Here is a 24,090-nt window from a genome sequence, read left to right as displayed (position 1 = left end):
GCGGGTTTCGCGCCGTCTTTCTTCTGCTTTTAGAACCTTTTCCAAGAAACAAGAGGGGCGCTGATGCCTGTGCTTTGGATCGTTGCTGTCGTGCTTGCGCTTGGGGGCGCGGGCTATGTCTTGGGGCGGATGCGCGCCTTGGCGTCTGCGGATGGTGATGCCCGTCACTTGCATTCACTCCCCAATTATTACGGGGCGCATGTCTTTCTTGCTGCGACGGTGCCGTCGCTTCTCCTGCTGGTGATCTGGCTGTTGGTGCAGCCGCTGGTCATCAATAGCCAGGTGTCTCACATGATCCCCGCCGAAGCGGTCTCCGAAGGCTCGAGCATCGGCCTCGTCATGGCAGATGTGCGGCGCGTCGCGGATGGCCTTGATGCCGCCGTCACCGCCGGCGCGATGACACAGGAACAGGCCGGGTCGATCCGCGCCGAGTTTTCCGACATTCGTCAGCGCCTTGGCGAAGTCGGCGTTGCGCTTGGCTCCGACGTGCGCCCGGAAGTGCTCAAGGCCGCACAACGCTACCGCGTCCTCAGTGGGCGCTACACGCTTTTCCTGACGATCGCGGCCATCGGCCTGTCGCTCGCAGGGCTCGCCTATGCGTGGGCCCGCAGCCACAAGGATTTCCGCGCGCGCAACGTGGTTGAATCAGCCATCAAGTCGCTTCTGGTCATGGCATCGACCATCGCCATCCTGACCACGGTCGGCATCGTGCTGTCCCTGATCTTCAACACGGTCGAGTTCTTCCGCCTCTACCCGGTGACGAGCTTCTTTTTTGAGCCGACGTGGCTTCCGTCCTTCGGCGGCGGCACTGATAGCGATGGCAACCCGCTGTCGAAGCTCGGTATCCTGCCGCTTTTGTGGGGCACGCTCTATATCTCGCTGATCGCGCTCGCTGTCGCGGTGCCGATTGGTCTCTTTGCCGCGATCTTCCTGTCGGAATATGCCGGGGCGCATACCCGCGCCATCGCCAAGCCGCTGATCGAGGTGCTCGCCGGTATCCCGACCATCGTTTACGGTCTCTTCGCGCTGCTGACGGTCGGGCCGCTTCTGGTCGATATCTTCGGTGAGGGTGGTATGCTCGGCGTTGGCTGGATGCAGGGCGGCACGGCCGTCATGACCGCCGGTCTCGTGATGGGGATCATGCTGATCCCCTTCGTCTCGTCTCTGTCTGACGACATCATCAACGCCGTGCCGCAGGCCATGCGGGATGGCTCGCTCGGCCTTGGCGCGACGAAATCGGAAACCATCCGCCAGGTGGTCCTTCCGGCCGCACTTCCGGGGATCGTCGGCGCCATTCTTCTGGCGGCCTCGCGCGCCATTGGTGAGACGATGATTGTTGTCCTCGGGGCAGGGGCCGCGGCCCGCCTGAGCCTCAATCCCTTTGACGCGATGACCACGGTCACCGCCAAGATCGTAAGCCAGCTCACGGGCGACGCCGATTTCGCCTCGCCCGAAGCTCTGGTCGCCTTTGCCTTGGGCATGACGCTCTTCATCGTCACGCTCGGTCTCAACATCTTCGCGCTCTATATCGTGCGCAAATACCGGGAGCAGTACGAATGAGTGACGCAACCGCAGGTACCGCCGCGCCGCAGCCGTCCGGCTCCAAGAAGGGCTCGCTCCTTCAGCAGGACGCGCGCACCAAACGCCGCAATGCCGCCGAATCTCGCTTTAAGTTCTACGGCGTTCTGGCCGTCGGCACGGGGCTGCTTTTCCTGCTCGTGCTGCTGTGGGCGATTATCACCAACGGCGCGCAGGCCTTTAGCCAGACCTTTGTGTCGGTTCAGGTCGAGCTGCTCGAAAGCAAGCTCGACAAGAACGGCAATCGCAATCTCGAGGATATCAAGAAGGTCTCGACCTTCGGCTATAGCCCGTTGGTGCAAAACGGTCTCCTGAGCGCGGTGGACCAAAGCGGTGCCGAAACGCCGCTGTCCAAAGGCAAGGACATGAAGCCGATCCTGTCGGCCTCTGCGGCTGCCCAACTGCGTGACTATGTGATCGCCAACCCCGACAAGATCGGTGAAACGGTCGAATTCCGCTTCCTCGCGTCGAGCCGTGTCGATGGCTACCTCAAGGGCCGTGTCACCCGCGAGTCGATTGCCCGCGACAAGAACATCGACGCGGCGCATCTCGATCTCGTCGACGCGCTGCTCGAGGTTGGTGTCATCGAAAAGACCTTCAACTGGTCCTTCATCACCGGCTCGGACGCCTCGGATACTCGTCCTGAAGCTGCCGGCATGGGGGTCTCGATGCTCGGGTCGCTCTTCATGATGCTTGTCGTGCTGGGCCTGTCGCTGCCGATCGGCGTGGCCGCCTCGATCTACCTTGAGGAATTCGCGCCGCAGAACCGCTGGACCGACCTGATCGAGGTGAACATCTCCAACCTCGCGGCCGTGCCGTCGATTGTCTTCGGTATCCTTGGCCTCGCGGTCTTCATCCAGTTTGCGCACCTGCCGCAATCGGCGCCGCTTGTTGGTGGCCTCGTGCTGACGCTGATGACCTTGCCGACAATCATCATCGCGACCCGCGCCTCACTCAAGGCTGTGCCGCCCTCGATCCGCGACGCCGCGCTTGGGGTTGGGGCCTCGAAGATGCAATCGGTCTTTCACCATGTGCTGCCGCTTGCCGCGCCGGGAATTCTCACCGGGACCATCATCGGCTTGGCCCAAGCTCTTGGTGAGACCGCGCCGCTTCTCCTTATCGGGATGGTGGGCTTCATCGCCTCGAACTACCCCGAAGGCGTCATGGACGGCTTCGTCTCGCCCAACTCCGCCATGCCGGCCCAGATTTACGAATGGGCCAAACGCGCCGACCCGGCCTTCTATGAACGTGCCTGGGGCGGTATCATCATCCTGCTGGTGTTCCTCATCACTATGAACATCATCGCCATCCTCCTGCGCCGCCGCTTCGAGCGCCGCTGGTAAGACGGGAAAACGAACCAATGTACGACGCACCGAACCCGGGGGCCAACGTGGACCAGAAAGACATCAAGATTTCCGCCAACAAGGTTCAGGTCTATTATGGCGAGACGCACGCCATCAAGGACGTGGATATCGAGGTCGAAGACAAGACCGTCACCGCCTTCATCGGCCCCTCGGGCTGTGGCAAGTCGACCTTCCTGCGCTGCCTGAACCGCATGAACGACACGATCGATGTGTGCCGTGTCGAAGGCGATATCCTGCTTGATGGCGAGGACATCTACGACAAAAAGGTCGACCCGGTGCAACTGCGCGCCAAGGTGGGCATGGTGTTCCAGAAACCGAACCCGTTCCCCAAATCGATCTACGACAATATCGCCTATGGCCCGCGTATCCACGGCCTCGCGAAGAACAAGGCCGACCTTGACGTGATTGTCGAAAAATCGCTCCGCCGCGGTGCAATCTGGGACGAGGTCAAGGACCGCCTGCATGCGCCCGGCACCGGCCTCTCCGGTGGCCAACAACAGCGCCTCTGCATCGCGCGTGCGGTCGCGACCGAGCCGGAGGTCCTCCTCATGGATGAACCTTGCTCGGCACTCGACCCCATCGCCACGGCTCAGGTTGAAGAACTCATCGACGAACTGCGCGCGCAGTATTCCGTTGTCATCGTGACCCACTCGATGCAGCAGGCCGCCCGCGTCAGCCAGAAGACCGCCTTCTTCCACCTCGGCAACCTCGTGGAATACGACGACACCGGAACGATCTTTACCAACCCCCGTGATGAGCGCACCGAAAGCTACATCACTGGCCGTATCGGCTAAGGGAGCCATTACCGATGAACGATAAACATATCGTTTCCGCCTTTGATGCGGATCTCGAAAAGGTCCAGGCCCATATCATGAAAATGGGTGGTCTGGTCGAAGAAGCTATCCTCGACGCGTCCAAGTCGCTCAAAAATCGCGATGAGGAACTGGCTGAGCAGGTGCGCAACAATGACAAGGCCATCGACGAGCTCGAAGAGCTTATCAATGACGAGTGTATCAAACTGATCGCGCTGCGCGCACCAACGGCAATCGACCTGCGCGTCGCGCTCTCGGTGCTGAAGATCGCGGGCAACCTCGAGCGTATTGGCGACTATGCAAAGAACATGGCCAAACGGACCTCGGTTCTTGTGCATATGGCGCCGGTCGAAGGCGCGCGCGGGGCGCTGCGCCGCATGGCCCGCGAAGTGCAGCTCATGCTCAAGGATGCGCTCGACGCCTATATTCAGCGCGACGCCGAGCTGGCCCGTGACATCCTCGAGCGCGACCGCGACATCGACCAGATGTACAATGCGCTGTTCCGCGAATTCCTCACCTTCATGATGGAAGACCCGCGCTACATCACGCCCTGTATGCATCTGCATTTCATCGCCAAGAATACCGAGCGCATGGGGGACCATGTGACCTCGATCGCCGAACAGGTGATCTACCTGGTGACCGGTGAACTGCCCGAAGACAACCGCCCGCGCGAGGATCACTATGACCCTGCGCTGCACACGACGGAATAATACCAGTACGGACGACCTAGTAAGATGGCCAAAGATCACCCCACCGTTCTCGTCGTCGAGGATGAGCCTGCACAACGCGATGTTCTGACCTATAACCTCGAGGCCGAAGGCTTCGAGGTGGTGAGCGCAGGCGACGGCGAAGAGGCCCTTCTGCTCGTCGCAGAAGTCGTGCCCGATATCATCGTGCTCGACTGGATGCTGCCGGGTATTTCGGGGATCGAGATCTGCCGCCGTCTGAAGACCAAATCCGAAACCGCGGGCATTCCTGTGCTCATGCTCTCGGCGCGCTCGGAAGAGGTTGACCGGGTGAGGGGGCTTGAAACCGGGGCTGACGACTATGTGGTCAAACCCTATTCCGTCATGGAACTGATGGCGCGCGTCCGCAACCAACTGCGCCGCGTGCGCCCCGCCGCGGTGGGCCAACGTTTGGAATACGAGGATATCATCCTCGACGCTGAAACCCATCGCGTGACCCGCGATGAGAAGCCGCTAAAGCTCGGTCCGACGGAATTCCGTCTGCTGTCGACCTTCATGGAAAAACCGGGCCGCGTCTGGAGCCGGGAACAGCTTCTGGATCGGGTTTGGGGCCGCGACATCTATGTCGATAGCCGCACCGTGGATGTCCATATCGGTCGGCTGCGCAAGGCGCTTTGCAAGCATGGCGGAGATGATCCGCTGCGCACGGTGCGCGGTGCGGGCTACGCGCTCGGCTAAGGCTTGCATCTGATTGAAATCGGGGGCTAACTTCCGGGAACCACGCCGGGAGTTCCCTGATGCCTGACCTCATTCAAAATCAGTTTGCTACACCAGATCGGAGCGCCGCACATGGATAGCTCACTCTGGCGCAGCAGCAGTAAAGAATTACGAAAATACAATTGCTTGAAGGGCGACCTTCACGTTGATTTTCTTGTCATTGGTGGCGGCTTTACGGGCTGTTCTGCGGCTCTGGCCGCCTCCGAGGCTGGCGCCTCCGTGGCGCTTCTCGAAGCTCATTCAATCGGGCATGGCGGCTCGGGGCGCAATGTGGGCCTTGTCAACGCGGGTCTCTGGCTACCGCCCGATGAGGTCGAGTCGGTGATGGGGGCCGAGGTGGGGCAGGCGCTCAACCACGCGCTTGCCGGAGCGCCGGACGAAGTGTTTGACCTGATCGCCCGGCACGGCATCCAATGCGAAGCGACGCGGAATGGCACATTGCATCTCGCCCATGCACCACGTGGGCTAAAAGACCTCGAGATGCGCCTTGCGCAACAAGAAGCACGGCAAGCGCCGGTGGCACTGCTCGACGCCGCCGAAACCGCGCGCCGCACCGGGACCGACGCCTATCACGGCGCGTTGCATGACCGCAGGGCAGGGACAGTGCAGCCGCTCGCCTATGTCCAAGGCCTTGCCCGCGCCGCACAAGACGCAGGCGCGGAGATTTTTACCGAAAGCCCGGTCAAGGCGCTGGCCCATGACGGCCGGTTATGGCGCGGGACGACCGCGCATGGCACAGTCCGAGCCAAGAATTGTCTATTGGCAACAAATGCTTACCATCTTGGGATCGCTGGCGTACATGAGGCGCGAAGCGCCCAGGTCTCGTTCTTTCAACTCGCCACTGAACCGCTTCCAAAGCGCATTGGCGAGACGATCCTTGCCGGTGGTGAAGGTTGCTGGGACACTGCGCTCATCATGTCGTCTTTGCGTCGAGACACGGCAGGACGGCTGATCTTTGGCGCAATGGGCAATCCCGAGGGGCTTGGCCATGCTGTGCATCGCGCCTGGGCCTTGAAAGCGCTCACGCGGCTCTATCCGGCCTTGGAAGGGCAGGAGATTGCGCATTTCTGGGTCGGCAATATCGCCATGACCTCTGACCATGTGCCAAAGGCGATCCGCTTCGGTCCCAACGCGATGAGCCTCATGGGCTTCTCCGGGCGCGGCATCGCACCTGGCACACGGCTTGGGCGTCTCGCGGGCGCGGCGGTGTTGAGCGGGTCAGATCAAGATCTGCCGCTACCGGTGCTGGAACAGTATAGTGAACGGTTCTGTGGTACGCGCACGGCATATTACGAAAGCGGGGCGCGGCTCATCCATATGGCGGATCGGGTGTTAGGTTAATCCCATAATCCATATTATGTAAATAAAACACCTACAGATACGGCACCCCCCAATCCAAATTGATGTTGGAAATGAGGAACTTGACGCTAGACAGCGCAAGAACACTGGCGATATGGTCAAATGAACGACTGAGGACACCATGACTTCTATACTCGTCCTGAACGGCCCCAACCTTAATCTTCTCGGCCAACGCCAGCCCGAGGTGTACGGTTCCACGACGCTCGCCGATATCGAAGCCGCCTGCGCCGCCCATGCCGAAGCCTCCGGTTTCTCTGTGATCTGCGCCCAGAGCAACCACGAAGGCGCGCTCGTCGATGCGATCCACGCCTCCAAGGGCATGCATGACGGGATCATCCTCAACGCCGGTGCCTATACCCACACATCCATCGCTCTGATGGATGCGATTGCCTCGGTCGAACTGCCCGTGGTGGAACTCCACCTTTCGAATATCCACGCGCGCGAAAATTTCCGCCACACATCCTATATCGCCCCGGTGGCGGTCGGACAGATCTGCGGCTTTGGCGCGCATGGCTATATCCTCGCGCTCGATGCCCTCAAGGCGCATCTCGAGCAATCGCCCGCATGACACCAGACGCTTCTCTCGACTATATCGAAGCACTGACCGAGGCACGGTCGCAAGAAACACTTTGGTCTATGCACACCGAGATGATGGCCACCTTTGGCTTTGATCGGTTGATCTATGGCTATACCGGATTTCGCACGGACGCCTCGCTTGGCGATGTGGATGATTTCACCATCCTGTCGAACCACGATCCCGCCTATCTCAACGCCTTTCTGGGAGATGGGCTCTATTTCAACGGTCCGATGATGCATTGGTGCCTGCACAACACCGGGGCCTGTAGCTGGCGCTGGATGGCTGAGCGGCGCGCCGCGGGCGCGCTGTCGCCCACTGAGCTCGCCGTGAGCGATTTCAACCTGAGCATGGGTGTCACCGCGGGCTATTCGATCAGCTTTCCAACGGTGTCCTCGCGGGCCAAGGGCGCGCTCGCGCTGACGGCGCGTCTTGGGATGACACAGGACGAGGTGGATGAGATCTGGCAAGAACATGGCCGGTTCATCGAGCTCTCGAGCCAGATCGCCCATCTCAAGATCCTCTCCCTGCCCTATGAACACCCGCGCCGCGCCCTGACCGGACGCCAGCGCGAGGTGCTCGAATGGGTTGGCGATGGCAAGACGATCCAAGACATCGCGACCTTGCTAGACCGCACGCCGGCGACCGTCGAAAAGCACCTGCGCCTCGCACGGGAAGCGCTCGACGTGGAAACCACGGCACAGGCGCTGCTCAAGGCCTCGTTTCTAAAGCAGATTTACAAGCCAGAAAGCTAGACCTGACGCAAGAAAGCGTCAAAAGTCAGGTTTCCCTTACTTGTGTGACCTTGCGTCAATCAGGCATTTAGAGACTGTTCCGTGAGTGGTGGCTTTAGCCTTGGAACATTATGGCTGTAACCCTCGCCATTCCGAGGCTCTTGCGGCTGTCCGGTTTCAGTCCGGTTGTCGGTCCCGGAGTGTATTTTCGCTTTCGGGTCGACGTTCGGGTTTCCCCATCCCCATGCACAGGGGAGCTCGATTTCGGCGGCGTTGCCTTCCCCGGCGGCGTCGCCTTTTTCGTTTCCAAGCCTGGCAATCCGCCAACCAGACAAAAGAAAACGCCGCCCACGAAATGTGAGCGGCGTTGTCCCTCGTTTCGCGTGCGTTCAGGCGTTAGCCCTGAGCGGCCTTGGCCACTTCTGCTGCGAAATCTTCTTCTTTCTTCTCGATGCCTTCACCGACTTCCATGCGGACATAGCCCACGATCTCGGCACCGGCTTCCTTGGCCGCGGCTTCCACGGTCAGGTCGGGGTTGATGACAAAGTCCTGACCAAGCAGGGTCACTTCGGCCATGAATTTCTTCATGCGGCCAACGATCATCTTCTCGATGACCTGCTCGGGCTTGCCGGATTCACGTGCGATGTCGATCTGCACGGAGCGCTCTTTTTCGACAACTGCCGGATCAAGGTCCGCTTCCGAGAGAGCCTGCGGGTTGGCTGCTGCGATGTGCATGGCAACCTGCTTGCCGAACCCTTCGTCGCCGCCCTTGAGCGCCACGAGAACGCCGATCTTGCCCATGCCGTCTGCGGCCGGGTTGTGGATGTAGGAGGTCACGATGTCGCCTTCGACGCTCGCCATGCGGCGTACCGACATGTTCTCGCCGATGGTGGCGACCGCGTCGGTCACAACGTCTGCGACGGTCTTGCCGTTCATTTCGGCCGCTTTCAGCGCCTCAACGTCGGACACGGTGATCGCAACATCAGCAATGCCTGCAACCATTTTCTGGAAGTCAGCGTTCTTGCCGACAAAGTCGGTTTCCGAGTTGACCTCGACGGCCACGCCCTTGCCACCGTCAACCTTGACGGCCACGAGGCCCTCAGCTGCGGTGCGGCCGGATTTCTTGGCGGCTTTCGCGAGACCCTTCGTGCGCAGCCAGTCGATGGCCGCTTCCTGGTCACCGTCGGTTTCGGTCAGGGCCTTTTTCGCGTCCATCATGCCTGCGCCGGTCATTTCGCGCAGTTCTTTTACCATTGCTGCTGTGATCGCCATCTTGGCTCTCCTCGATGTTCTAAAGAGTTGTCGGGGGCGGGCTTACCCTGCCCCCGTGTCAGTTCTGTAACGCTTACGCTTCGGCTGCGGCGTCTTCGGCCACGGCTTCTTCCACCGGAGCTTCTTCGAGCGCGCCAAGGTCAACGCCTGCGGCGCCAAGCTGGGCCGACATGCCGTCGAGGGCTGCGCGCGAGGCCAGATCGCAGTAGAGCGCGATGGCGCGTGCCGCGTCGTCGTTGCCCGGGATGATGTAGTCTACGCCATCGGGCGAGCAGTTGGTGTCAACCACGGCCACAACCGGGATACCGAGCTTGTTGGCTTCTGCGATGGCAAGTGCTTCTTTCTTCACGTCGATGACGAAGAGAAGATCCGGAACACCGCCCATTTCGCGGATCCCGCCGAGCGAGGCTTGAAGCTTCGCCTGGTCGCGTTCCATGCCGAGACGCTCTTTTTTGGTGAGGCCTTCTGCGCCGTTCGCCATTTTCTCGTCGATTTCCTTCAGGCGGTTGATCGACTGGGAAACGGTTTTCCAGTTGGTGAGCGTGCCACCGAGCCAGCGGTGGTTCATGTAATACTGTGCGCATTTCTCGGCTGCGTCTGCGATCGGCGCTGCGGCCTGACGCTTGGTGCCGACGAAAAGAACGCGGCCGTTTTTCGCGACGGTTTCGCGGATCACGTTCAGCGCTGCGTCGAGCATCGGGACCGTCTGGGTGAGGTCCATGATGTGGATGCCATTGCGCGAGCCATAGATGAACTCGCCCATACGGGGATTCCAACGCTGAGTCTGGTGACCAAAGTGAACGCCTGCTTCGAGCAGCTGGCGCATGGAGAACTCGGGAAGAGCCATGCTTGTTTTCCTTTTCCGGTTTACGCCTTGGCGGGGTCAATTGAGAGCGGATGCTCCAACCGGCGGACTGTCCGGGATGTCTCCCCGGAGCAACCCAAACCTCGCCTGCGGGTTTGAATACGCGCGCATATACGCAAGGCTGGGCAGGGTTGCAAGCCTATAAACGTGCCAATCCACGCAAAACTGCGCCCTACCCCTTTATGGCCAGGCTATGCGCGCCGCGCACCGCCTCTTCCGAGGCCATGGCAAGTGTCTTGCGGTTGGCGAACTCGGAAACCTTGAGCGGCGTGTGGTAGATCACCTCGACGCGCCCCTGCCGCCCTTGCGCCAGAACCTTGAGTACATGCGGCCCAAACCCCATGTCGCCCCACCAGCCGTAAAAGCGTTTATCCTCGCCCTCAGGCGCATGGTAAAGAACCGTCACCGGCTGCACTGAAAGCCTGTCGCGTAGCTCGTGCGAAAAAAACGCCGCAAATAGCGTCGGCTTGAACGGCAGCACGCGGATCGCATCCGTGCTCGTGCCTTCCGGAAAGAACAAGAGCTTGTGCCCAGCCAGAAGACGCTCTTCAAATAGCACCTTCTGTGCCTGCGCTTCTTTCGGATTCCGGTTGATGAAGACTGTCCCCGTCGCCTTGGCGAGCCATCCGATCCCCGGCCAATCCGCCACCTCTGCCTTGGAGACAAAGTAGATGCGTTTGCGCGCGTTCAGCGTAAAGATATCAAGCCAAGAGCTATGATTGGCGACAACCGCGCCCGGCCCCGTCATCAGCGTACCTTCGCTCCGAAACCCGATCCCGAGAATCCGAAGCGCATTGCGACAGACAAACTGCGTGATGAAGGGGGTCCACGGTCGATGCAGCCCATGCACCGGCTTTTCCACGAAACGGATCAGCAAGAGACCGACGAGACAGACCGAGATCAACGCGATCAAGACCGCGCCGCGAACCACCACGCGCAGCCAACCCATCGCCGTGATCGGGCGGTCCTGCGGATAGCTGTCTTCGCCGGTCCAGGTCTGGTTCACGTCTCAAGGCCTTTCGTATAGATCGCTTTTTGCTTCGCGTTCATACGCTCCGTATCCATCACGAGGCACACATCGACCGTGTTGAACGCATGGTCGACATAGGCCCCCTCGCCCACGAAGCCGCCAAGCCTCAGATAGGCCTTAATCAGCGCCGGCACTGCGAGCATTGCCTTGCGGCGGTCGATCTGGTCCTCGGGGATGAGGTCCATCGGCTGAAAATGCGCGGCCTGCGTCCGCACCCGAAGGTCTTCCGGCGCGAGGTGGCGGGCATGCAAAAGCGAGAGCGGCCCGGCGAGCGCCTCGATATCTGTGCCGTGGAAACTCGCGACCCCGAAAAGAACCTCGATCTCATGCTCGAACACATAGGCCGCGAGCCCATTCCAGAGATGAAACATCGCTGCCCCGCCCCGGTAGTCCGGCAGCAGACAGCTCCGGCCAAGTTCCAAGAGCTTGCGCCCGCTCTCCTTCAGGACCGTCAGGTCATATTCATCTTCGCCGTAGAACTGGCCAATTTCACGCGCCTGTGTGTCCTGCAAGAGCCGATAAACGCCGACAACCCGGTCGATCTCCGGCACGTCAAGCGCGTTGTCTATGAGGATCAGGTGATCGAAATACGGATCAAACCGATCCTTCTCGAGCCGCGCCTCGTGATCGACCAACGCGCCCGCCCCGCCAAGTTCTTCGATGAAAACCCGGTAGCGCAGCCGCTGCGCCGCCATGAGCTCTTCCGGCGTCTCGGCAAGTTTCAACGTGAAATCAGGATCTTGGCTGGCCATCTTGTCCGACTGCAAAGTGGAATTTCCGCGTTTTAGGCATTGGTGTGACAATTGGCAACATCGTGCGACAGGGGGTGCGCTGATAGACAATCAGGAGTTGTGTTAACTTTACGTCAATCACTGTCATTTTCAATGACTGGCAAGAGCATTACTCTGGAGCCGTTTATGACGACTTTGCCTTCTTCACGGAAATTAACCGTGATCTTGCCGCCGATATTCGATTGGACCTGCCCGGTGCCCCAATCCGGACGATCCGGGTGGCGCACAAGCATTCCCGGTTCAAGAAACGCATTTAGATCATCCATTTTCTCAAATCCTATTATGCAAGGCCCGACTTATGCCCAACCCTAATACAGATCTCGCGGCGCTGGTAGGGTCGCGGATCTGCCATGATCTCATCTCGCCGGTCGGCGCTATTGGCAACGGCCTCGAACTCATCACAATGTCTGGCGATGCCACTGGCCCCGAGATTGGCCTCATCTCCGGCAGTGTCAGCAACGCCACCGCACGTATCCGATTTTTCCGGATTGCCTTTGGCCTTGCCTCCGGCAATCAGCTTGTCCCCGAACTGGAAATCCGCACCATCCTCGCCGATAGCTATCACGAGAGCCGGATTTCCCTTGATTGGCTCGTCGAAGGCGCCGTTGCCCGTCCCGAATTGCGTGCGGTTTTCCTGGCCCTGCTCTGCGCCGAGACGGCACTTGGCCGCGGTGGTGTGTTGAGCATCCTGCGGCAGGCGTCTGGTATCTGGCAGGTGGTGGCGCTCTCCGACACGCTGACCCTGAAAGAAAGCAGCTGGCAGGCGATCGAAACCGGCCTGCCACCAGAAGGGCTGACCCCGAATGAGGTCGAGTTTGGACTTCTGCCCTGTGTCATTGAAACGCTGCAACGCAGGCTCGCTGTGACCCGCGAAGAAGACCGGATCACGCTTAGTTTCTGACCGGCTTTAGCCCCGGATGGTGCCGTCGCCTTCGACAAGGTATTTAAAGCTCGTAAGTTGTGCGGCCCCCACCGGGCCGCGCGCGTGCATTTTGCCGGTCGCGATACCGATCTCCGCGCCCATGCCGAACTCGCCACCATCGGCGAACTGGGTCGAGGCGTTGCGCATCAGGATCGCACTATCGAGCCGCTGGAAGAACCGCGCCGCCGTGGCGTCATTCTCCGTGATGATACAGTCGGTGTGGTTCGATCCGAACTGCCGGATATGAGCAATCGCGCCATCCACATCGCCAACGACCTTGGCCGCGATATCCATGTCGAGGTATTCCTTGCCCCAATCCGCGTCCGTCGCGGCCATCACGCCTTCGATCTTCTGAAGCGTGTCGTCGCCATGCACCCGCACCCCTTTGTCCAGAAGGGCGCGCAAGACGCCCTGCCCGATCGTGTCGACAAGGCTCTCATGGATCAAAAGGCATTCTGCAGCGCCGCAAATCCCGGTCCGCCGGGTCTTGGCGTTAGTCACCACATCGAGCGCCTTCACCGGGTCGGCATCGGCGTCGAGATAGATATGCACGATCCCTTCGAGATGGGCGAAAACCGGCACTCGCGCCTCGCGCTGCACGAGACCGACAAGCCCCTTGCCCCCGCGCGGCACGATCACGTCCACGGTATCGACCATGGTCAGAAGTTCCTGCACCGCCGCCCGGTCCCGCGTGGGAATAAGCTGAATCGCATCCTCCGGCAGCCCCGCCGCCTTTAGGCCCTCGACAAGGCAGGCATGGATCGCACCCGAGGAATGGAAGCTCTCCGAGCCACCGCGCAGAATCACCGCGTTGCCCGACTTGAGGCAGAGCGCACCCGCATCCGCAGTGACATTCGGACGGCTCTCATAGATCACCCCGACAACGCCAAGCGGCGTGCGCACGCGTTTGATATGAAGGCCCGAAGGGCGGTCCCATTCGGTCAGGACTTCCCCCACCGGATCATCCTGCGCCGCCACGGCGCGCAGGCCGTCCACGATCCCCTGAATACGCCCTTCGTCGAGCATCAGGCGGTCCATCATCGCGTCGGAGAGCCCCTTCTCGCGCCCGAAATCCATGTCCTTGGCGTTGGCCTCAATGATCTCGGCCCGGCGCGCCCAGACCGCCTCAGCCGCCGCCTCAAGCGCCTTGGTCTTGACCTCCGCCGGGGCAAAGGCCAGCTCCGCGCTTGCGGCTTTGGCCTTCTGGCCAATCTCTGCCATCAGGGCGGGAATGTCTGTGATGTCCGTCATCATCTGGTCCTTCGTGTTCAATGCTCTTGCGCCTCAAAGCGCCATGTCGTCCCGGTGAATAAGCGCCGTGCGCCCCGGATAGCCGAGAATCTCTTCGATCTGTGACGAGTGACAGCCCTTGATCGCCGCCGCTTCTCCCGCCGCATAGGCCGCGAGCCCCTGGCCAAGCTTGTGCCCGTCTGGCCCGTGGATCGCCACCGGATCACCGCGCCCAAAGTCGCCCTCGACGGCGCGCACCCCGGCGGCCAGAAGGCTCTTGCCCGAGCCAAGCGCCGTGATCGCGCCCGCATCGACGGTGATCGTGCCTTGCGGTTTCATCGAGGAAATCCAACGTTTCCGGGCCAGTTGTGGCGTGCCTTGCGCGCGAAACCACGTGGCCGCCGCACCCGCCTCCAGCGCCGTGATCGGCCGCATCACGCTGCCGAGCGTGATCGCCATGGCACAGCCCCCCGCCGTCGCGGTTTTCGCGGCCCAAAGTTTGGTGATCATGCCGCCCTTGGATAGGCCCGAGGTGCCCTCGCCCGCCATCTCTTCGATCTCCGGCGTGATCGCCTCGATGATGTCGAACCGCTTGGCCTCCGGGTTGACCATCGGGTTGTCCGAATAAAATCCGTCCACATCCGACAACAGAACGAGCGCATCCGCCCCGGTCGTGAGCGCCACCTGCGCCGCGAGACGGTCATTGTCGCCATAGCGGATTTCATCCGTCGCCACCGTGTCATTCTCATTGACGATCGGCACGACGCCAAGGCCCAAGAGCTGTTCCAGCGTGGCGCGTGAGTTGAGATACCGGCGCCGGTTGGCGCTATCCTCAAGTGTGACAAGCACTTGCCCGGTGGTGATCCCATGCGGCGCGAGCGCCTCTTCATAGGCCCGCGCAAGCCGGATCTGCCCGACCGCCGCCGCCGCCTGCGATTGCTCGAGTGTCAGTTCCGTGCGCGGCAGGCCAAGCGCGGCGCGCCCAAGCGCGATAGAGCCGGACGAGACGAGGACAACATCTGTGCCTCGCCCTTTGAGCCAAGCCACATCCTCAGCCAACCCCAAGAGCCAATCGCGGCGCAAATCCCCGGATGTGGCATCGACGAGAAGCGCCGAGCCGATCTTGATAACAACGCGTTTCGCACCGCTCAGGGTTGCCAAGGCGCGTCCTCCTCCTCGCCAGCGGCGTCCTTCTTTTGCCGCAACCGGTCCGCGTCGATCTGAGCCCGAAGCGCGCGCAGCACTTCGGTTGTGCCTTCGCGGCTCACGCCCGACATGAGCATGACGGGGCCATCCGTGACCGCCTCAAGCTCTTCCTTGATGAATTCGCGTTCTTCCTCGTCGAGCGTGTCGATCTTGTTCAGAACTGTGACCCGCGGTTTTTCGGCAAGGAAGCCGCCATAGGCTTCGATTTCCTGAATGATGGTCTGGTAATCCTCGATCGGGGTGCCGCTCGTGCCGTCTACGAGATGCAACAACACCGCGCAGCGTTCGACGTGGCCAAGGAACAGATCGCCAAGCCCCCGCCCCTCGCTCGCGCCCTCGATCAGGCCGGGAATGTCGGCGACCACGAACTCCACGTTGTCGACACCGACAACCCCAAGGTTCGGGTGCAGCGTGGTAAAGGGATAATCCGCGATCTTGGGCCGCGCGTTCGACGTCGCGGCAAGGAAGGTCGACTTGCCCGCGTTAGGAAGCCCGAGAAGCCCCACATCCGCAATAAGCTTCAGGCGCAGCCAGATGGTGCGCTCCACGCCTGCAAGCCCCGGATTGGCCCGGCGTGGCGCCTGGTTGGTCGAGGTCTTGAAGTGCAGGTTGCCAAAACCGCCATTGCCACCCTTGGCAAGGAGAACCCGCTGCCCGACCTCGGTCAGGTCGGCAAGAAGCGTCTCCTGATCCTCATCAAGGATTTCGGTGCCGACCGGCACGCGCAGGACGATATCCTCGCCCGTCTTGCCCGTGCGCTGCGCGCCCATACCGGGGCGGCCATTCTCGGCAAAGAAATGCTGCTGATACCGGAAATCGATCAGCGTATTCAGCCCCTCGACTGCCTCGGCCCAGACGTTGCCGCCGTGCCCGCCATCGCCGCCATCGGGGCCGCCATACTCGATATATTTCTCACGCCGGAACGAGATACATCCCGACCCGCCGCTACCGGAGCGGATATATACCTTGGCGAGGTCGAGGAATTTCATCGTTTTGGTCCTTTGGCCCATGTGGGCCGCTTTATGTGAGAAGGTCTGCCTCGCCTGATAACGTCAAGCGAGGCCTGCCTCAATCCAGTTTCAGACTATACGTCCATGTCGGGACGGTCGCATCCCGCGCGATCGAGAACGTTTCCGCGTCGCCCAAGTATTGAAACCCGGTATTGGTCAGGACACGGGCCGAGGCCGGGTTGTCCTGAAACACCGTGGCATAGATGGTATCAAGCTCAAGCGGGTTCGCCTTGATAAGCGCCGCAACCGCCTCCGAGGCCAAACCTGTGTTCCAGAACGCCGACGCGACCCAGTAGCCGATCTCGGCTTTGCCGGTGTCCACGCGCTTGAGAGAAATCACGCCCATGACTTCGGCGCCATTCGCGGCGCTGCCATCCATGACCCAGACGTCCTCGATCCGGTCCTCAGACTGGGCGCGTTGAATAAACGCCTCGACGCTGCCCGGCGGAAGCGGGTGCGGGATCGACGATGTGTTGCGGGCGACCTCCTCGTCCCCTGCATAAAGCGCGATCAACCCTTCATCAGATCGCCGGACCGGGCGCAGTGCGAACCGGTCGGTTTCGATCACGGGTTGGGTCACGATCGTATCGTGTTTCATATGTGTGCCCTCCTCAAAACAACACATAAAGAACCGAGGCCACGGTCAACGCAGCCAGTGTTCTCATAAGGTACTTTTCTGCCGGACGCCCTGCGACGAGGCGCGCAATCCGGTCCCCGGCAAAGGTCCAGATCGGGTGAAACACCATCTGGCAGGCCAGAAGACAGATGGCGATGGTGGCCGTTGCCTGCAAGACCGGCGTGCCGGGGGTCACGAAATTGGCAAACCCCGTGACGATCATCGCCCAGGCCTTGGGGTTCAAGGGATGCACGATCAGCCCGGCGCGAAACCCCGGTGCGTCACCCACCTGTGCCCCATCCGGCGCGAGCCGCAGATGCGCGACCCGCCATGCGAGCCAACAGATATACGCCGCCGAAATCCATTTCAGCGCCTCGAACAGGATCGGCACTGACTGCGCAAGCGACATCAACCCGAACCCGATCGGCCAGATGATGAGCTGCTTGCCAAGCGCCACCCCGGCGACAAACGGCAAGGCTGCGGCAAACCCATAGCGCGCGCCCGTCGCCATCAGGGCCATATTGGCCGGCCCCGGCGTCGCGATCTGGCTCGCGGCAAATGCGGTGAATGTCACGACAGCCACTGTCATATCACGTGGCTCCTGCTCAAAATGAAAAAAGGGACCGGCTTTGACGCCGATCCCCTAAATGTCACATGGCCTTTAAGGTCGGCTTACTCAGCGGCCTCCGCCACCGGGAGAACCGAAATAAAGGTGCGGCCCTTGAGGCCTTTGTGGAACTTCACGTTGCCTTCGACGGTCGCAAAGATGGTGTGGTCTTTACCCATGCCAACACCTTCGCCCGGCCAGCACTTGGTGCCGCGCTGACGCATGATGATGTTGCCAGGGATGACGACTTCGCCACCGTATTTCTTGACGCCGAGGCGACGACCCGCAGAGTCGCGTCCGTTACGGGAGCTACCGCCAGCTTTTTTATGTGCCATATCGCTTGTCTCCTGTTTCTACGGCTTATTTGGCCAGTTCTTTGGCCTGTTCAACCCAGCCTTCGCGCTCGATGCGGCCTTTGAACGACAGTTTTTCGTCGAACTCGGCAACATCCGCGTCGGTCCAGGCCGCGATCTGCGCGAAGGAGGTCACGCCTGCTTCGAGCAATTTCTTCTCAAGTGCCGGGCCAACACCCGAGAGCTTCTTGAGGTCGTCCGCGCCGGCCGGAGCCTCTGCCTTCTTGGCAGCGGGCTTCTTAGCGGCTTTCTTCGGAGCAGCAGCGGCAACAGCCACGCCCGCAACCGAACCAGCGCCCACAGCGGCTTTGACGCCGGACTTGTCGGCACCCGATGCGAGGATCTCGGTGATCTTCACGAGGGTCAGTTTCTGACGGTGACCCACGGTGCGCTTCGACGAGTGCTTACGACGGCGCTTGACGAATTTGATGACCTTCTCGCCTTTGATCTGGTCGATCACGTCAGCCTGAACAGCGGCGCCATCAACAAGCGGCGCGCCCACAACGGTCTTGTCACCGCCGAGCATCAGGATGTCGTTGAATTGGATTTTTTCGCCAGCGTCTGCAGCCAGTTTTTCGACACGCAGGATATCGCCTGCCTGTACCTTGTACTGCTTGCCGCCGGTCTTGAGGACTGCGAACATGCCCTATTCCTTTGCGTTTGCCGCGTTCTGTGGCCCCCATCCGGGTGTTTGTGGCTGTTGCCGCCTCGAACCGCGCGTCCTTGTGGGCAATCTGGCCCGGACGTAGTTTCAACAAAACACGGCGCAAGGAGGTCCTTACGCCGGATTGCGCGCTTATCCTGTGCATCGGCCCGACTGTCAAGGGATAACTTACCGCTTTCCGCAGCCGGGACGATGGATGGTAAAACGCGCCCGTCTCTATAGACTGCCCCATGAGAGAAGTCGAAGGAAAAGCCGATGGAACAGGTCGAAGGCGGATGTCTCTGTGGCAAGGTACGCTTTGTCGCCCATGGTGCGCCGGATCGTACCGGAATCTGCCATTGTCTCGACTGTCGCAAACATCATGGCGCCCTATTCTACGCTGCCGCGATCTTTCCCGCGCGCGCAGTGACGATCACCGGTGAGACGCGCGCCTATGAGGGCCGCGCATTTTGTCCGCACTGTGGCTCATCTGTCTTTGCCCGGACGGGCGATGAGGTCGAAATCCATCTCGGCGCGCTTGATGAACCCGATCGTTTCTTGCCTGACTATGAAACATGGACCGAGCGGCGCGAGACTTGGCTACCGCCCTTCCCCGTGACCGACCGGTTCCGACGCAATCGCGGCTAGGGTCAGAGCTCTTCGCCCGGACTCAGATCGCCCATGCGCCCGGCCAGTGCTTCAAACCGGTTGATCATAATGTCGTAATGCACCGCATTCATGAGCTCATAGACCGTCTGCATACGCGGGTCTTCAAGCGCCTCGGCATAGGTCCGGATGTCCTCATCCGAGAACGCGCGATAGGTATATGCCGCGCTGACAAGGGCCGAGGCCGCCATGTCGCGCCGCAACGCGCCTTCGCTTTCCTTTAAGGCCGCGCGCAATCCGGCTTCGTCCATCCGAAGCTCGATCACCCCGGCATAGGACGCGGCGAGCAAGAACCGGATTTGGATTTCCTGCGCGGCCCGCGGGCCAACGTCATTGGGGTCAATGGCATGGTTCATGCGTTCAAGCAGGTCGATCCGCCCCGCCCCGTCGACCACCATCTCCGCAACCAGCGCCTTGCCTGCTTCGCGCTTGTGGTCCTCGTCTGCCATATGCGAATCGTTCTCCGCCGCGACAAGCTCCGCGCCAAGCGGGCTCGCATAAAAGGCCGCCACGTGGTCGAGCAGATCATCCTCAAGCGTTTCCTCAAGGATATCCATCGCCCGCTCCCGCATCATCGCCGGGTCAAAGACCTCTTCCGAGACGCGTTTCCATTCAATGCCGAAATCGCTCGCATCGAGGCCAAGCATCTCTGGCGCGCTTTCCGCCGAGAGCGCGATGGACTCGATTGCCACATCAAAGCCCGTCGTTGTGAGAAACGCTTCAATATTGGCCCGGTCCGCGGCACGCGCCGGCAAGACCATGATCGCAAGGGTGAAACAACTCACGACCCCAAGCGACAATAGGCGTCCAAGGAAAACCCGTAGCATCATGTGTCTTACCCTCCGTTCAGAGCTTGTATGAGCCTATCGCACAGGAATTCTCAAACAATGTCAAAACCCCCCTTGCACCCCCTGCGAAAGATCATTAAACGACGCCTCCACAGACCCCCGCGGAGAGGTGCCGGAGTGGTCGAACGGGGCGGTCTCGAAAACCGTTGTCCCTTCACGGGGACCCAGGGTTCGAATCCCTGTCTCTCCGCCATAACTTCCTGACATGGTTCAAGAAAACGACTGCATAAGAGCGGTCGGTTATGGCTTTTTATCCGCCCCTGACCCGCTGAAGCAGAAAGACTTCGTCGCCCTCTTTGATTTCCATCTGGAGGCTGTCGCCCGCATACTCGCCATTCACGGCAAGCGACGCGCCGTCTTCGATCACCGGCTCAAGGCCCGGATAGCTGGTGACGAGGTTCTGCAGAACCTCGCCAACCGTGTTTCCGGCGACGCTGACGGTCTCTTGCCCGTCGGCAAAACGCCGCATGCTGGACCAGAGTGTCACATCAACCATGGTTTCTAACCCTTTATCGCCGCGAGGATTTTTGGAGGCGAAACCGGCAAGCCGCGAAGCCGCTGACCCGTTGCATCCGCGACCGCGTTGGCAATCGCCGGAAGCGGTGGCGTGATCCCTGTCTCCCCGACGCCGCGCACACCATAGGGATGGCCGGGGTTCGGCACTTCGACAATCACCGTATCGATCATCGGCAGGTCCGAGGCTACGGGAACGCGGTAATCAAGGAAGATCGGGTTCTGAAGCCGCCCATCCTCGCCATAGATATACTCCTCGTTCAGCGCCCAGCCGATGCCCTGCGCCGCGCCACCTTGGAACTGGCCCTCGACATAGGACGGGTGAATCGCTTTCCCGGCATCCTGTACCACCGTGTAGCGCACGACGCTTGTGTGCCCGGTCTCGGGGTCCACCTCGACATCGACGATATGGGTGCCGAAACTGCCGCCAAAGCCCATCGGCGTGGCTTCAAAGTGGCCCGAGATCGGCCCGCCTGTGCGGCCCATCTTGGCGCAAATCTCGCCAATGCTGAGCGGTGGGAACTCGCCTGCGTTCGGCCCCGAGGGCTTGGCACAGCCATCTTCCCAGATCACCGCCTCGGCATCGATGCCCCATTTCGCCGCCGCGCGTTCACAGAGCGTTTTCTTTGCCTGCGTCGCGGCCTCGATCGTGGCAAGCCCGGTGGCAAAGGTCGCACGGCTGCCATGTGTCGGCTCGTTGACGCCAAGCGCACCCGTCTCGACCACGTTGACGCGCACGTCTTCATATTCGACGCCAAGCGCCTCGGCCGCCATCATCGCGACGGAAGCGCGCGAGCCGCCGATATCTGGCGTGCCGACCGAAACCGTCACGGTGCCATCTTCGGAAAGCGCAAGGGAAACAGAGGTTTCTCCGCCCCAGTTCATCCAATACCCAGAGGCAATCCCACGCCCTTGATTAGGTCCGAGTGGCGCCGTGAAATGCGGATGCGCCTTGGCCGCCTCGAGCGTCTCGACAAGACCGATCCGCGGATAGGTCGGCCCCGCGCTCGATTTCGTCCCTTCTTTGGCCGCGTTCTTGAGCCGGACCTCAAGCGGATCAAGCTTCAGCTCGCGGCACATCTCGTCGACAAGACTCTCAACCGCGAACGCCGCCATGGGCGAACCCGGCGCGCGATACGCCGCCTGTTTCGGGCGGTTCGACATCACGTCATAGCCCTCGTGCTGGACGTTCTCGAGGTCATAGCAGGCAAAGGCACAGGCCAGCGCCGAATCCACCGGCGCCATCGGAAAGGCGCCACCCGTCATACGGAACACGGCCTTGCCGGCGGTCATCTTGCCGTCCTTGGTCATGCCGATCTTGACGTCCATGCTTGCCGCCGCTGTCGGGCCTGTCGCGCGCAGAACCTCTTCGCGGCTCATCACGATCTTCACCGGCCGATCCGCCTTGCGGCTGAGCGCGAGCGCCACCGGGTCGATGAACACCGTCGTCTTGCCGCCAAAGCCGCCGCCGATCTCCGAAGGCGTCACCCGCAGCTTGCTGACCTCGATCCCAAGGCAGGCCGCCGACATGCGCCGCACGAACCAATGCCCTTGGGTGCAGCACCAAAGTTCGCCGCGCCCGTCGCTGCCCATCTGTGCAAGACAGGCATGCGGCTCGATATACCCCTGGTGCGTCGCCTCGGTCGTATAGGAGTTCTCCATGACGACATCGGCCTCTTCAAAGCCCTTCTCCACATCGCCATGGCCGAATTCGATGAAGCGGACGACATTCGGATGCATGCCCTCTGGCACCGAATAGTTCGCCGCGCCCTCGCGGATCACCGGCGCGCCGTCTTGCATGGCCTTATCGACATCCGTCACATGCGGCAGAATCTCATATTCGACCTCGACCGCCTTGGCCGCATCGCGGGCAAGCCACGGCGTCGTCGCCGCAACGGCTGCGACCGCGTGCCCGTCATAGAGCGCCCGTTCGCCCGCCATGCAGTTTTCCATGATGTTCCAGTCTTCGCCTTTCTGCCCATCCGGGAAATCGGCCCGCGTCACCACGGCCTTCACCCCCTTCATGGCCAGCGCTTTGCTGGCGTCGATCTTGACGATGCGCGCATGCGCATGCGGGCTGCGCACGATAGCGCCATGCAGCATTCCCGAGGCCGACATATCCGCGCCATAGCGCGCCTTGCCCGTCACCTTGTCGAGCCCATCCGGGCGGTCTGGTCGCGTGCCAAGCACGCGGAACTGGTCTTTTTCCTGATCAAAGGCCATCACACGCCCTCCCGCATTTCTTTCGCCGCGTCCTGTACGGCGCGCACGATCTTGTCATACCCCGTGCAGCGGCAGAGGTTCCCCGCCAGCCAATAGCGGATGTCCTCCTCGCTCGGGTCCGGGTCTTTTTCGAGAAGCGATTTTGCCGCGACAAGGATGCCCGGCGTGCAGAACCCGCATTGTAGCGCCGCATGTTCGATGAACTTGCGCTGAAGCGGGTGCAGGGCCTCGCCCTGTGCCATGCCCTCGATGGTCGCGATCTCCTTGCCCTCGGCCTCGACGCCAAGAACAAGACACGAGCTCACAAGCCGCCCGTCGATTGTAACGCTGCACGCCCCGCAATCGCCGGTGCCACAGCCTTCTTTCGATCCCGTGAGACCAAGCCGGTCGCGCAGCACGTCAAGAAGTGTCTCTCGCGGTTCGCACAGGAATTCCGCCTCGTCGCCGTTCACTTTCGTGGTCACATGAACCAAGCTCATTTCGTCTCTCCTTTCGCCCGCGCATAGGCGATCTTTGCCGCGCGCTGCGCCAACACACCGGCCACGTCCGTGCGGAAGGCAATCGTGCCGCGTTTGTCGTCAATCGGGTTGCAGGCCTCCTGCGCCGCCTTGGCCAGTGCAGCAAGTGCGGCCTCGTCAAGCGTCGTTCCGATGAGCGCCTTGGCCGCCTCCGGCACCAGTGCCGCTACCGGGGCCACGGCACCAAGCGCGACGCGTGCCTCGGTGATCGTGTCGCCCTCGAGGCGCAGGTTCACACCACAGCCCACAACCGCAATATCCATCTCGGTGCGCGGGATGAACCGCAGATAGGCATCGCCCGCGTTCTCGCCGCGCGCCGGGACATGCACCTTGGTGATCATTTCGCCCTTTTCGAGCGCTGTCTTGCCCGGTCCGGTCGGGATATCCTCGACCGCAACCTCGCGTGCGCCGGTCGGTCCCTCGACGGTGAGCGTCACCCCCGCGGCGATCATCGCAGGCACGGAATCCGCCGCCGGTGAGGCATTGCAAAGATTGCCGACAAGCGTCGCGCGCCCCTGCACCTGAGTCGAGCCGATCAGGTCCATGGCCTCGACGAGCCCCGGCCAATCGGCCATGAGCACGTCGTCTTCGCTCATTTCCGCGCCACTCACGGCAATGCCAATATCATAGCCGCCATCGGCGCGTTTGGTGATCTCGCGGACCCCGGAAATATGCTTGATGTCGATAAGATCATCCGGCGAGACAATGTCTGCTCTCAGTTGTACCAACACATCCGTGCCACCGGCGAGGAACCGTGTGATCCCTTCGGATGTGCTGGCGATATCAATGGCTTGCGCGAAAGACGCGGGCTTGTGATAGCGCATGGAAACTCCTTGTGATGGCGCCCCGTTCACACCCGTCGGGGCACGCTCTGGCAAAAGTGTAACGCGCCA

Annotated in this window: 27 protein-coding genes and 1 tRNA gene; 11 read left to right on the top strand and 17 right to left on the bottom strand. The window is 61.2% G+C overall.

Annotated elements, in window-relative coordinates; genetic code table 11:
• Positions 1–63: 63 nt before the first annotated feature.
• From pstC to MK745_RS08215, 8 genes are all read left to right on the top strand, one after another.
• On the top strand, positions 64–1,560 hold the full coding sequence (pstC, locus tag MK745_RS08250) for a phosphate ABC transporter permease subunit PstC (RefSeq protein WP_243612811.1): 1,497 nt from the start codon (positions 64–66) through the stop codon (positions 1,558–1,560).
• Positions 1,557–2,921: a phosphate ABC transporter permease PstA gene (gene pstA, locus MK745_RS08245; protein ID WP_243612810.1), complete on the top strand. Its 1,365-nt coding sequence runs from the start codon at positions 1,557–1,559 to the stop codon at positions 2,919–2,921. Before pstC ends, pstA begins: the two co-directional genes overlap by 4 nt.
• A 17-nt stretch (positions 2,922–2,938) precedes the next feature.
• Positions 2,939–3,736, top strand: coding sequence for a phosphate ABC transporter ATP-binding protein PstB (gene pstB / locus MK745_RS08240; RefSeq protein WP_243612809.1), 798 nt, complete (start codon positions 2,939–2,941; stop codon positions 3,734–3,736).
• Between the two features lie 14 nt (positions 3,737–3,750).
• Positions 3,751–4,464: a phosphate signaling complex protein PhoU gene (gene phoU / locus MK745_RS08235; protein ID WP_243612808.1), complete on the top strand. Its 714-nt coding sequence runs from the start codon at positions 3,751–3,753 to the stop codon at positions 4,462–4,464.
• A gap of 24 nt (positions 4,465–4,488) precedes the next feature.
• Positions 4,489–5,178: a phosphate regulon transcriptional regulator PhoB gene (phoB, locus tag MK745_RS08230; protein WP_243612807.1), complete on the top strand. Its 690-nt coding sequence runs from the start codon at positions 4,489–4,491 to the stop codon at positions 5,176–5,178.
• A gap of 111 nt (positions 5,179–5,289) precedes the next feature.
• Entirely contained in the window at positions 5,290–6,558 is a 1,269-nt protein-coding gene (locus MK745_RS08225) for an NAD(P)/FAD-dependent oxidoreductase (RefSeq protein WP_243612806.1), read from the top strand.
• 139 nt (positions 6,559–6,697) lie between these two features.
• Positions 6,698–7,144, top strand: a complete 447-nt coding sequence (aroQ, locus tag MK745_RS08220; RefSeq protein ID WP_243612805.1) for a type II 3-dehydroquinate dehydratase — start codon at positions 6,698–6,700, stop codon at positions 7,142–7,144.
• Complete coding sequence (locus tag MK745_RS08215; protein WP_243612804.1) at positions 7,141–7,905, top strand: LuxR family transcriptional regulator; 765 nt, start codon at positions 7,141–7,143, stop codon at positions 7,903–7,905. Before aroQ ends, MK745_RS08215 begins: the two co-directional genes overlap by 4 nt.
• A 375-nt stretch (positions 7,906–8,280) precedes the next feature.
• Here the strand turns inward: MK745_RS08215 and tsf are convergent, their stop codons facing one another.
• The 5 genes from tsf to MK745_RS08190 all read right to left on the bottom strand — a co-directional run bounded on the left by tsf (position 8,281) and on the right by MK745_RS08190 (position 12,108).
• A complete protein-coding gene (gene tsf, locus MK745_RS08210) occupies positions 8,281–9,156 on the bottom strand; it encodes a translation elongation factor Ts (RefSeq protein ID WP_243612803.1) in 876 nt (291 codons plus the stop codon).
• Between the two features lie 73 nt (positions 9,157–9,229).
• Positions 9,230–10,003 (bottom strand): 30S ribosomal protein S2, encoded by a 774-nt coding sequence (gene rpsB / locus MK745_RS08205; RefSeq protein WP_243612802.1) that lies wholly within the window; start codon positions 10,001–10,003, stop codon positions 9,230–9,232.
• Positions 10,004–10,193: 190 nt separating this feature from the next.
• Positions 10,194–11,027 (bottom strand): lysophospholipid acyltransferase family protein, encoded by an 834-nt coding sequence (locus tag MK745_RS08200; protein WP_243612801.1) that lies wholly within the window; start codon positions 11,025–11,027, stop codon positions 10,194–10,196.
• A complete protein-coding gene (locus MK745_RS08195) occupies positions 11,024–11,803 on the bottom strand; it encodes a GNAT family N-acetyltransferase (protein ID WP_243612800.1) in 780 nt (259 codons plus the stop codon). Before MK745_RS08195 ends, MK745_RS08200 begins: the two co-directional genes overlap by 4 nt.
• Positions 11,804–11,916: 113 nt before the next feature.
• A complete protein-coding gene (locus MK745_RS08190; protein ID WP_243612799.1) occupies positions 11,917–12,108 on the bottom strand; it encodes a DUF3553 domain-containing protein in 192 nt (63 codons plus the stop codon).
• Between the two features lie 32 nt (positions 12,109–12,140).
• Between MK745_RS08190 and MK745_RS08185 the strand changes: the two genes are divergently transcribed.
• Entirely contained in the window at positions 12,141–12,743 is a 603-nt protein-coding gene (locus MK745_RS08185; RefSeq protein ID WP_243612798.1) for a histidine phosphotransferase family protein, read from the top strand.
• Positions 12,744–12,749: 6 nt separating this feature from the next.
• On the opposite strand, the gene MK745_RS08180 is transcribed toward MK745_RS08185, so the two are convergent.
• From MK745_RS08180 to MK745_RS08150, 7 genes are all read right to left on the bottom strand, one after another.
• Complete coding sequence (locus MK745_RS08180) at positions 12,750–14,015, bottom strand: glutamate-5-semialdehyde dehydrogenase (protein ID WP_243612797.1); 1,266 nt, start codon at positions 14,013–14,015, stop codon at positions 12,750–12,752.
• Between the two features lie 33 nt (positions 14,016–14,048).
• Positions 14,049–15,155, bottom strand: coding sequence for a glutamate 5-kinase (gene proB, locus MK745_RS08175; RefSeq protein WP_243612796.1), 1,107 nt, complete (start codon positions 15,153–15,155; stop codon positions 14,049–14,051).
• Positions 15,143–16,189, bottom strand: coding sequence for a GTPase ObgE (obgE, locus tag MK745_RS08170; RefSeq protein ID WP_243612795.1), 1,047 nt, complete (start codon positions 16,187–16,189; stop codon positions 15,143–15,145). Before obgE ends, proB begins: the two co-directional genes overlap by 13 nt.
• 79 nt (positions 16,190–16,268) lie before the next feature.
• Positions 16,269–16,808: a GNAT family N-acetyltransferase gene (locus tag MK745_RS08165; protein ID WP_243612794.1), complete on the bottom strand. Its 540-nt coding sequence runs from the start codon at positions 16,806–16,808 to the stop codon at positions 16,269–16,271.
• Positions 16,809–16,821: 13 nt separating this feature from the next.
• Positions 16,822–17,415: a LysE family translocator gene (locus MK745_RS08160; RefSeq protein WP_243612793.1), complete on the bottom strand. Its 594-nt coding sequence runs from the start codon at positions 17,413–17,415 to the stop codon at positions 16,822–16,824.
• 83 nt (positions 17,416–17,498) lie between these two features.
• Positions 17,499–17,768, bottom strand: coding sequence for a 50S ribosomal protein L27 (gene rpmA, locus MK745_RS08155; RefSeq protein WP_243612792.1), 270 nt, complete (start codon positions 17,766–17,768; stop codon positions 17,499–17,501).
• A gap of 25 nt (positions 17,769–17,793) precedes the next feature.
• Positions 17,794–18,429, bottom strand: a complete 636-nt coding sequence (locus tag MK745_RS08150) for a 50S ribosomal protein L21 (protein ID WP_243612791.1) — start codon at positions 18,427–18,429, stop codon at positions 17,794–17,796.
• A 276-nt stretch (positions 18,430–18,705) separates the two neighbouring features.
• Here MK745_RS08150 and MK745_RS08145 point away from each other — a divergent pair, with 276 nt between their 5' ends.
• Entirely contained in the window at positions 18,706–19,077 is a 372-nt protein-coding gene (locus MK745_RS08145; protein ID WP_243612790.1) for a GFA family protein, read from the top strand.
• Positions 19,078–19,079: 2 nt separating this feature from the next.
• Here MK745_RS08145 and MK745_RS08140 read toward each other — a convergent pair whose 3' ends face one another.
• Positions 19,080–19,925: a DUF2059 domain-containing protein gene (locus MK745_RS08140; RefSeq protein WP_243612789.1), complete on the bottom strand. Its 846-nt coding sequence runs from the start codon at positions 19,923–19,925 to the stop codon at positions 19,080–19,082.
• A 121-nt stretch (positions 19,926–20,046) separates the two neighbouring features.
• Here MK745_RS08140 and MK745_RS08135 point away from each other — a divergent pair.
• Positions 20,047–20,136 (top strand) — tRNA-Ser (locus MK745_RS08135).
• 57 nt (positions 20,137–20,193) lie between these two features.
• Here the strand turns inward: MK745_RS08135 and MK745_RS08130 are convergent.
• From MK745_RS08130 to MK745_RS08115, 4 genes are read right to left on the bottom strand one after another with little or no spacing between them, the layout of a single operon-like run.
• Positions 20,194–20,439: a MoaD/ThiS family protein gene (locus MK745_RS08130; protein ID WP_243612788.1), complete on the bottom strand. Its 246-nt coding sequence runs from the start codon at positions 20,437–20,439 to the stop codon at positions 20,194–20,196.
• 5 nt (positions 20,440–20,444) lie between these two features.
• Entirely contained in the window at positions 20,445–22,679 is a 2,235-nt protein-coding gene (locus MK745_RS08125; RefSeq protein ID WP_243612787.1) for a xanthine dehydrogenase family protein molybdopterin-binding subunit, read from the bottom strand.
• Positions 22,679–23,158, bottom strand: a complete 480-nt coding sequence (locus tag MK745_RS08120) for a (2Fe-2S)-binding protein (RefSeq protein WP_243612786.1) — start codon at positions 23,156–23,158, stop codon at positions 22,679–22,681. Before MK745_RS08120 ends, MK745_RS08125 begins: the two co-directional genes overlap by 1 nt.
• Positions 23,155–24,021, bottom strand: a complete 867-nt coding sequence (locus MK745_RS08115) for an FAD binding domain-containing protein (RefSeq protein ID WP_243612785.1) — start codon at positions 24,019–24,021, stop codon at positions 23,155–23,157. The genes MK745_RS08120 and MK745_RS08115 overlap by 4 nt, the downstream gene beginning before the upstream one ends.
• Between the last annotated feature and the right edge of the window lie 69 nt (positions 24,022–24,090).

The sequence above is a fragment of the Shimia aestuarii genome, from assembly GCF_022814865.1.
Taxonomy (GTDB): Bacteria; Pseudomonadota; Alphaproteobacteria; order Rhodobacterales; family Rhodobacteraceae; genus Shimia; species Shimia aestuarii_A.
This window is presented reverse-complemented; position numbering and strand designations above follow the sequence as displayed.

Excerpts from the sequence above, each read along its gene's own strand:
- pstC (WP_243612811.1), top strand. The coding sequence starts at position 64 with ATGCCTGTGCTTTGGATCGTTGCTGTCGTGCTTGCGCTTGGGGGCGCG.
- pstA (WP_243612810.1), top strand. The coding sequence starts at position 1,557 with ATGAGTGACGCAACCGCAGGTACCGCCGCGCCGCAGCCGTCCGGCTCC.
- pstB (WP_243612809.1), top strand. The coding sequence starts at position 2,939 with ATGTACGACGCACCGAACCCGGGGGCCAACGTGGACCAGAAAGACATC.
- phoU (WP_243612808.1), top strand. The coding sequence starts at position 3,751 with ATGAACGATAAACATATCGTTTCCGCCTTTGATGCGGATCTCGAAAAG.
- phoB (WP_243612807.1), top strand. The coding sequence starts at position 4,489 with ATGGCCAAAGATCACCCCACCGTTCTCGTCGTCGAGGATGAGCCTGCA.
- MK745_RS08225 (WP_243612806.1), top strand. The coding sequence starts at position 5,290 with ATGGATAGCTCACTCTGGCGCAGCAGCAGTAAAGAATTACGAAAATAC.
- aroQ (WP_243612805.1), top strand. The coding sequence starts at position 6,698 with ATGACTTCTATACTCGTCCTGAACGGCCCCAACCTTAATCTTCTCGGC.
- MK745_RS08215 (WP_243612804.1), top strand. The coding sequence starts at position 7,141 with ATGACACCAGACGCTTCTCTCGACTATATCGAAGCACTGACCGAGGCA.
- tsf (WP_243612803.1), bottom strand. The coding sequence starts at position 9,156 with ATGGCGATCACAGCAGCAATGGTAAAAGAACTGCGCGAAATGACCGGC.
- rpsB (WP_243612802.1), bottom strand. The coding sequence starts at position 10,003 with ATGGCTCTTCCCGAGTTCTCCATGCGCCAGCTGCTCGAAGCAGGCGTT.
- MK745_RS08195 (WP_243612800.1), bottom strand. The coding sequence starts at position 11,803 with ATGGCCAGCCAAGATCCTGATTTCACGTTGAAACTTGCCGAGACGCCG.
- MK745_RS08190 (WP_243612799.1), bottom strand. The coding sequence starts at position 12,108 with ATGGATGATCTAAATGCGTTTCTTGAACCGGGAATGCTTGTGCGCCAC.
- MK745_RS08185 (WP_243612798.1), top strand. The coding sequence starts at position 12,141 with ATGCCCAACCCTAATACAGATCTCGCGGCGCTGGTAGGGTCGCGGATC.
- MK745_RS08180 (WP_243612797.1), bottom strand. The coding sequence starts at position 14,015 with ATGACGGACATCACAGACATTCCCGCCCTGATGGCAGAGATTGGCCAG.
- obgE (WP_243612795.1), bottom strand. The coding sequence starts at position 16,189 with ATGAAATTCCTCGACCTCGCCAAGGTATATATCCGCTCCGGTAGCGGC.
- MK745_RS08165 (WP_243612794.1), bottom strand. The coding sequence starts at position 16,808 with ATGAAACACGATACGATCGTGACCCAACCCGTGATCGAAACCGACCGG.
- MK745_RS08160 (WP_243612793.1), bottom strand. The coding sequence starts at position 17,415 with ATGACAGTGGCTGTCGTGACATTCACCGCATTTGCCGCGAGCCAGATC.
- rpmA (WP_243612792.1), bottom strand. The coding sequence starts at position 17,768 with ATGGCACATAAAAAAGCTGGCGGTAGCTCCCGTAACGGACGCGACTCT.
- MK745_RS08150 (WP_243612791.1), bottom strand. The coding sequence starts at position 18,429 with ATGTTCGCAGTCCTCAAGACCGGCGGCAAGCAGTACAAGGTACAGGCA.
- MK745_RS08145 (WP_243612790.1), top strand. The coding sequence starts at position 18,706 with ATGGAACAGGTCGAAGGCGGATGTCTCTGTGGCAAGGTACGCTTTGTC.
- MK745_RS08140 (WP_243612789.1), bottom strand. The coding sequence starts at position 19,925 with ATGATGCTACGGGTTTTCCTTGGACGCCTATTGTCGCTTGGGGTCGTG.
- MK745_RS08130 (WP_243612788.1), bottom strand. The coding sequence starts at position 20,439 with ATGGTTGATGTGACACTCTGGTCCAGCATGCGGCGTTTTGCCGACGGG.
- MK745_RS08125 (WP_243612787.1), bottom strand. The coding sequence starts at position 22,679 with ATGGCCTTTGATCAGGAAAAAGACCAGTTCCGCGTGCTTGGCACGCGA.
- MK745_RS08120 (WP_243612786.1), bottom strand. The coding sequence starts at position 23,158 with ATGAGCTTGGTTCATGTGACCACGAAAGTGAACGGCGACGAGGCGGAA.
- MK745_RS08115 (WP_243612785.1), bottom strand. The coding sequence starts at position 24,021 with ATGCGCTATCACAAGCCCGCGTCTTTCGCGCAAGCCATTGATATCGCC.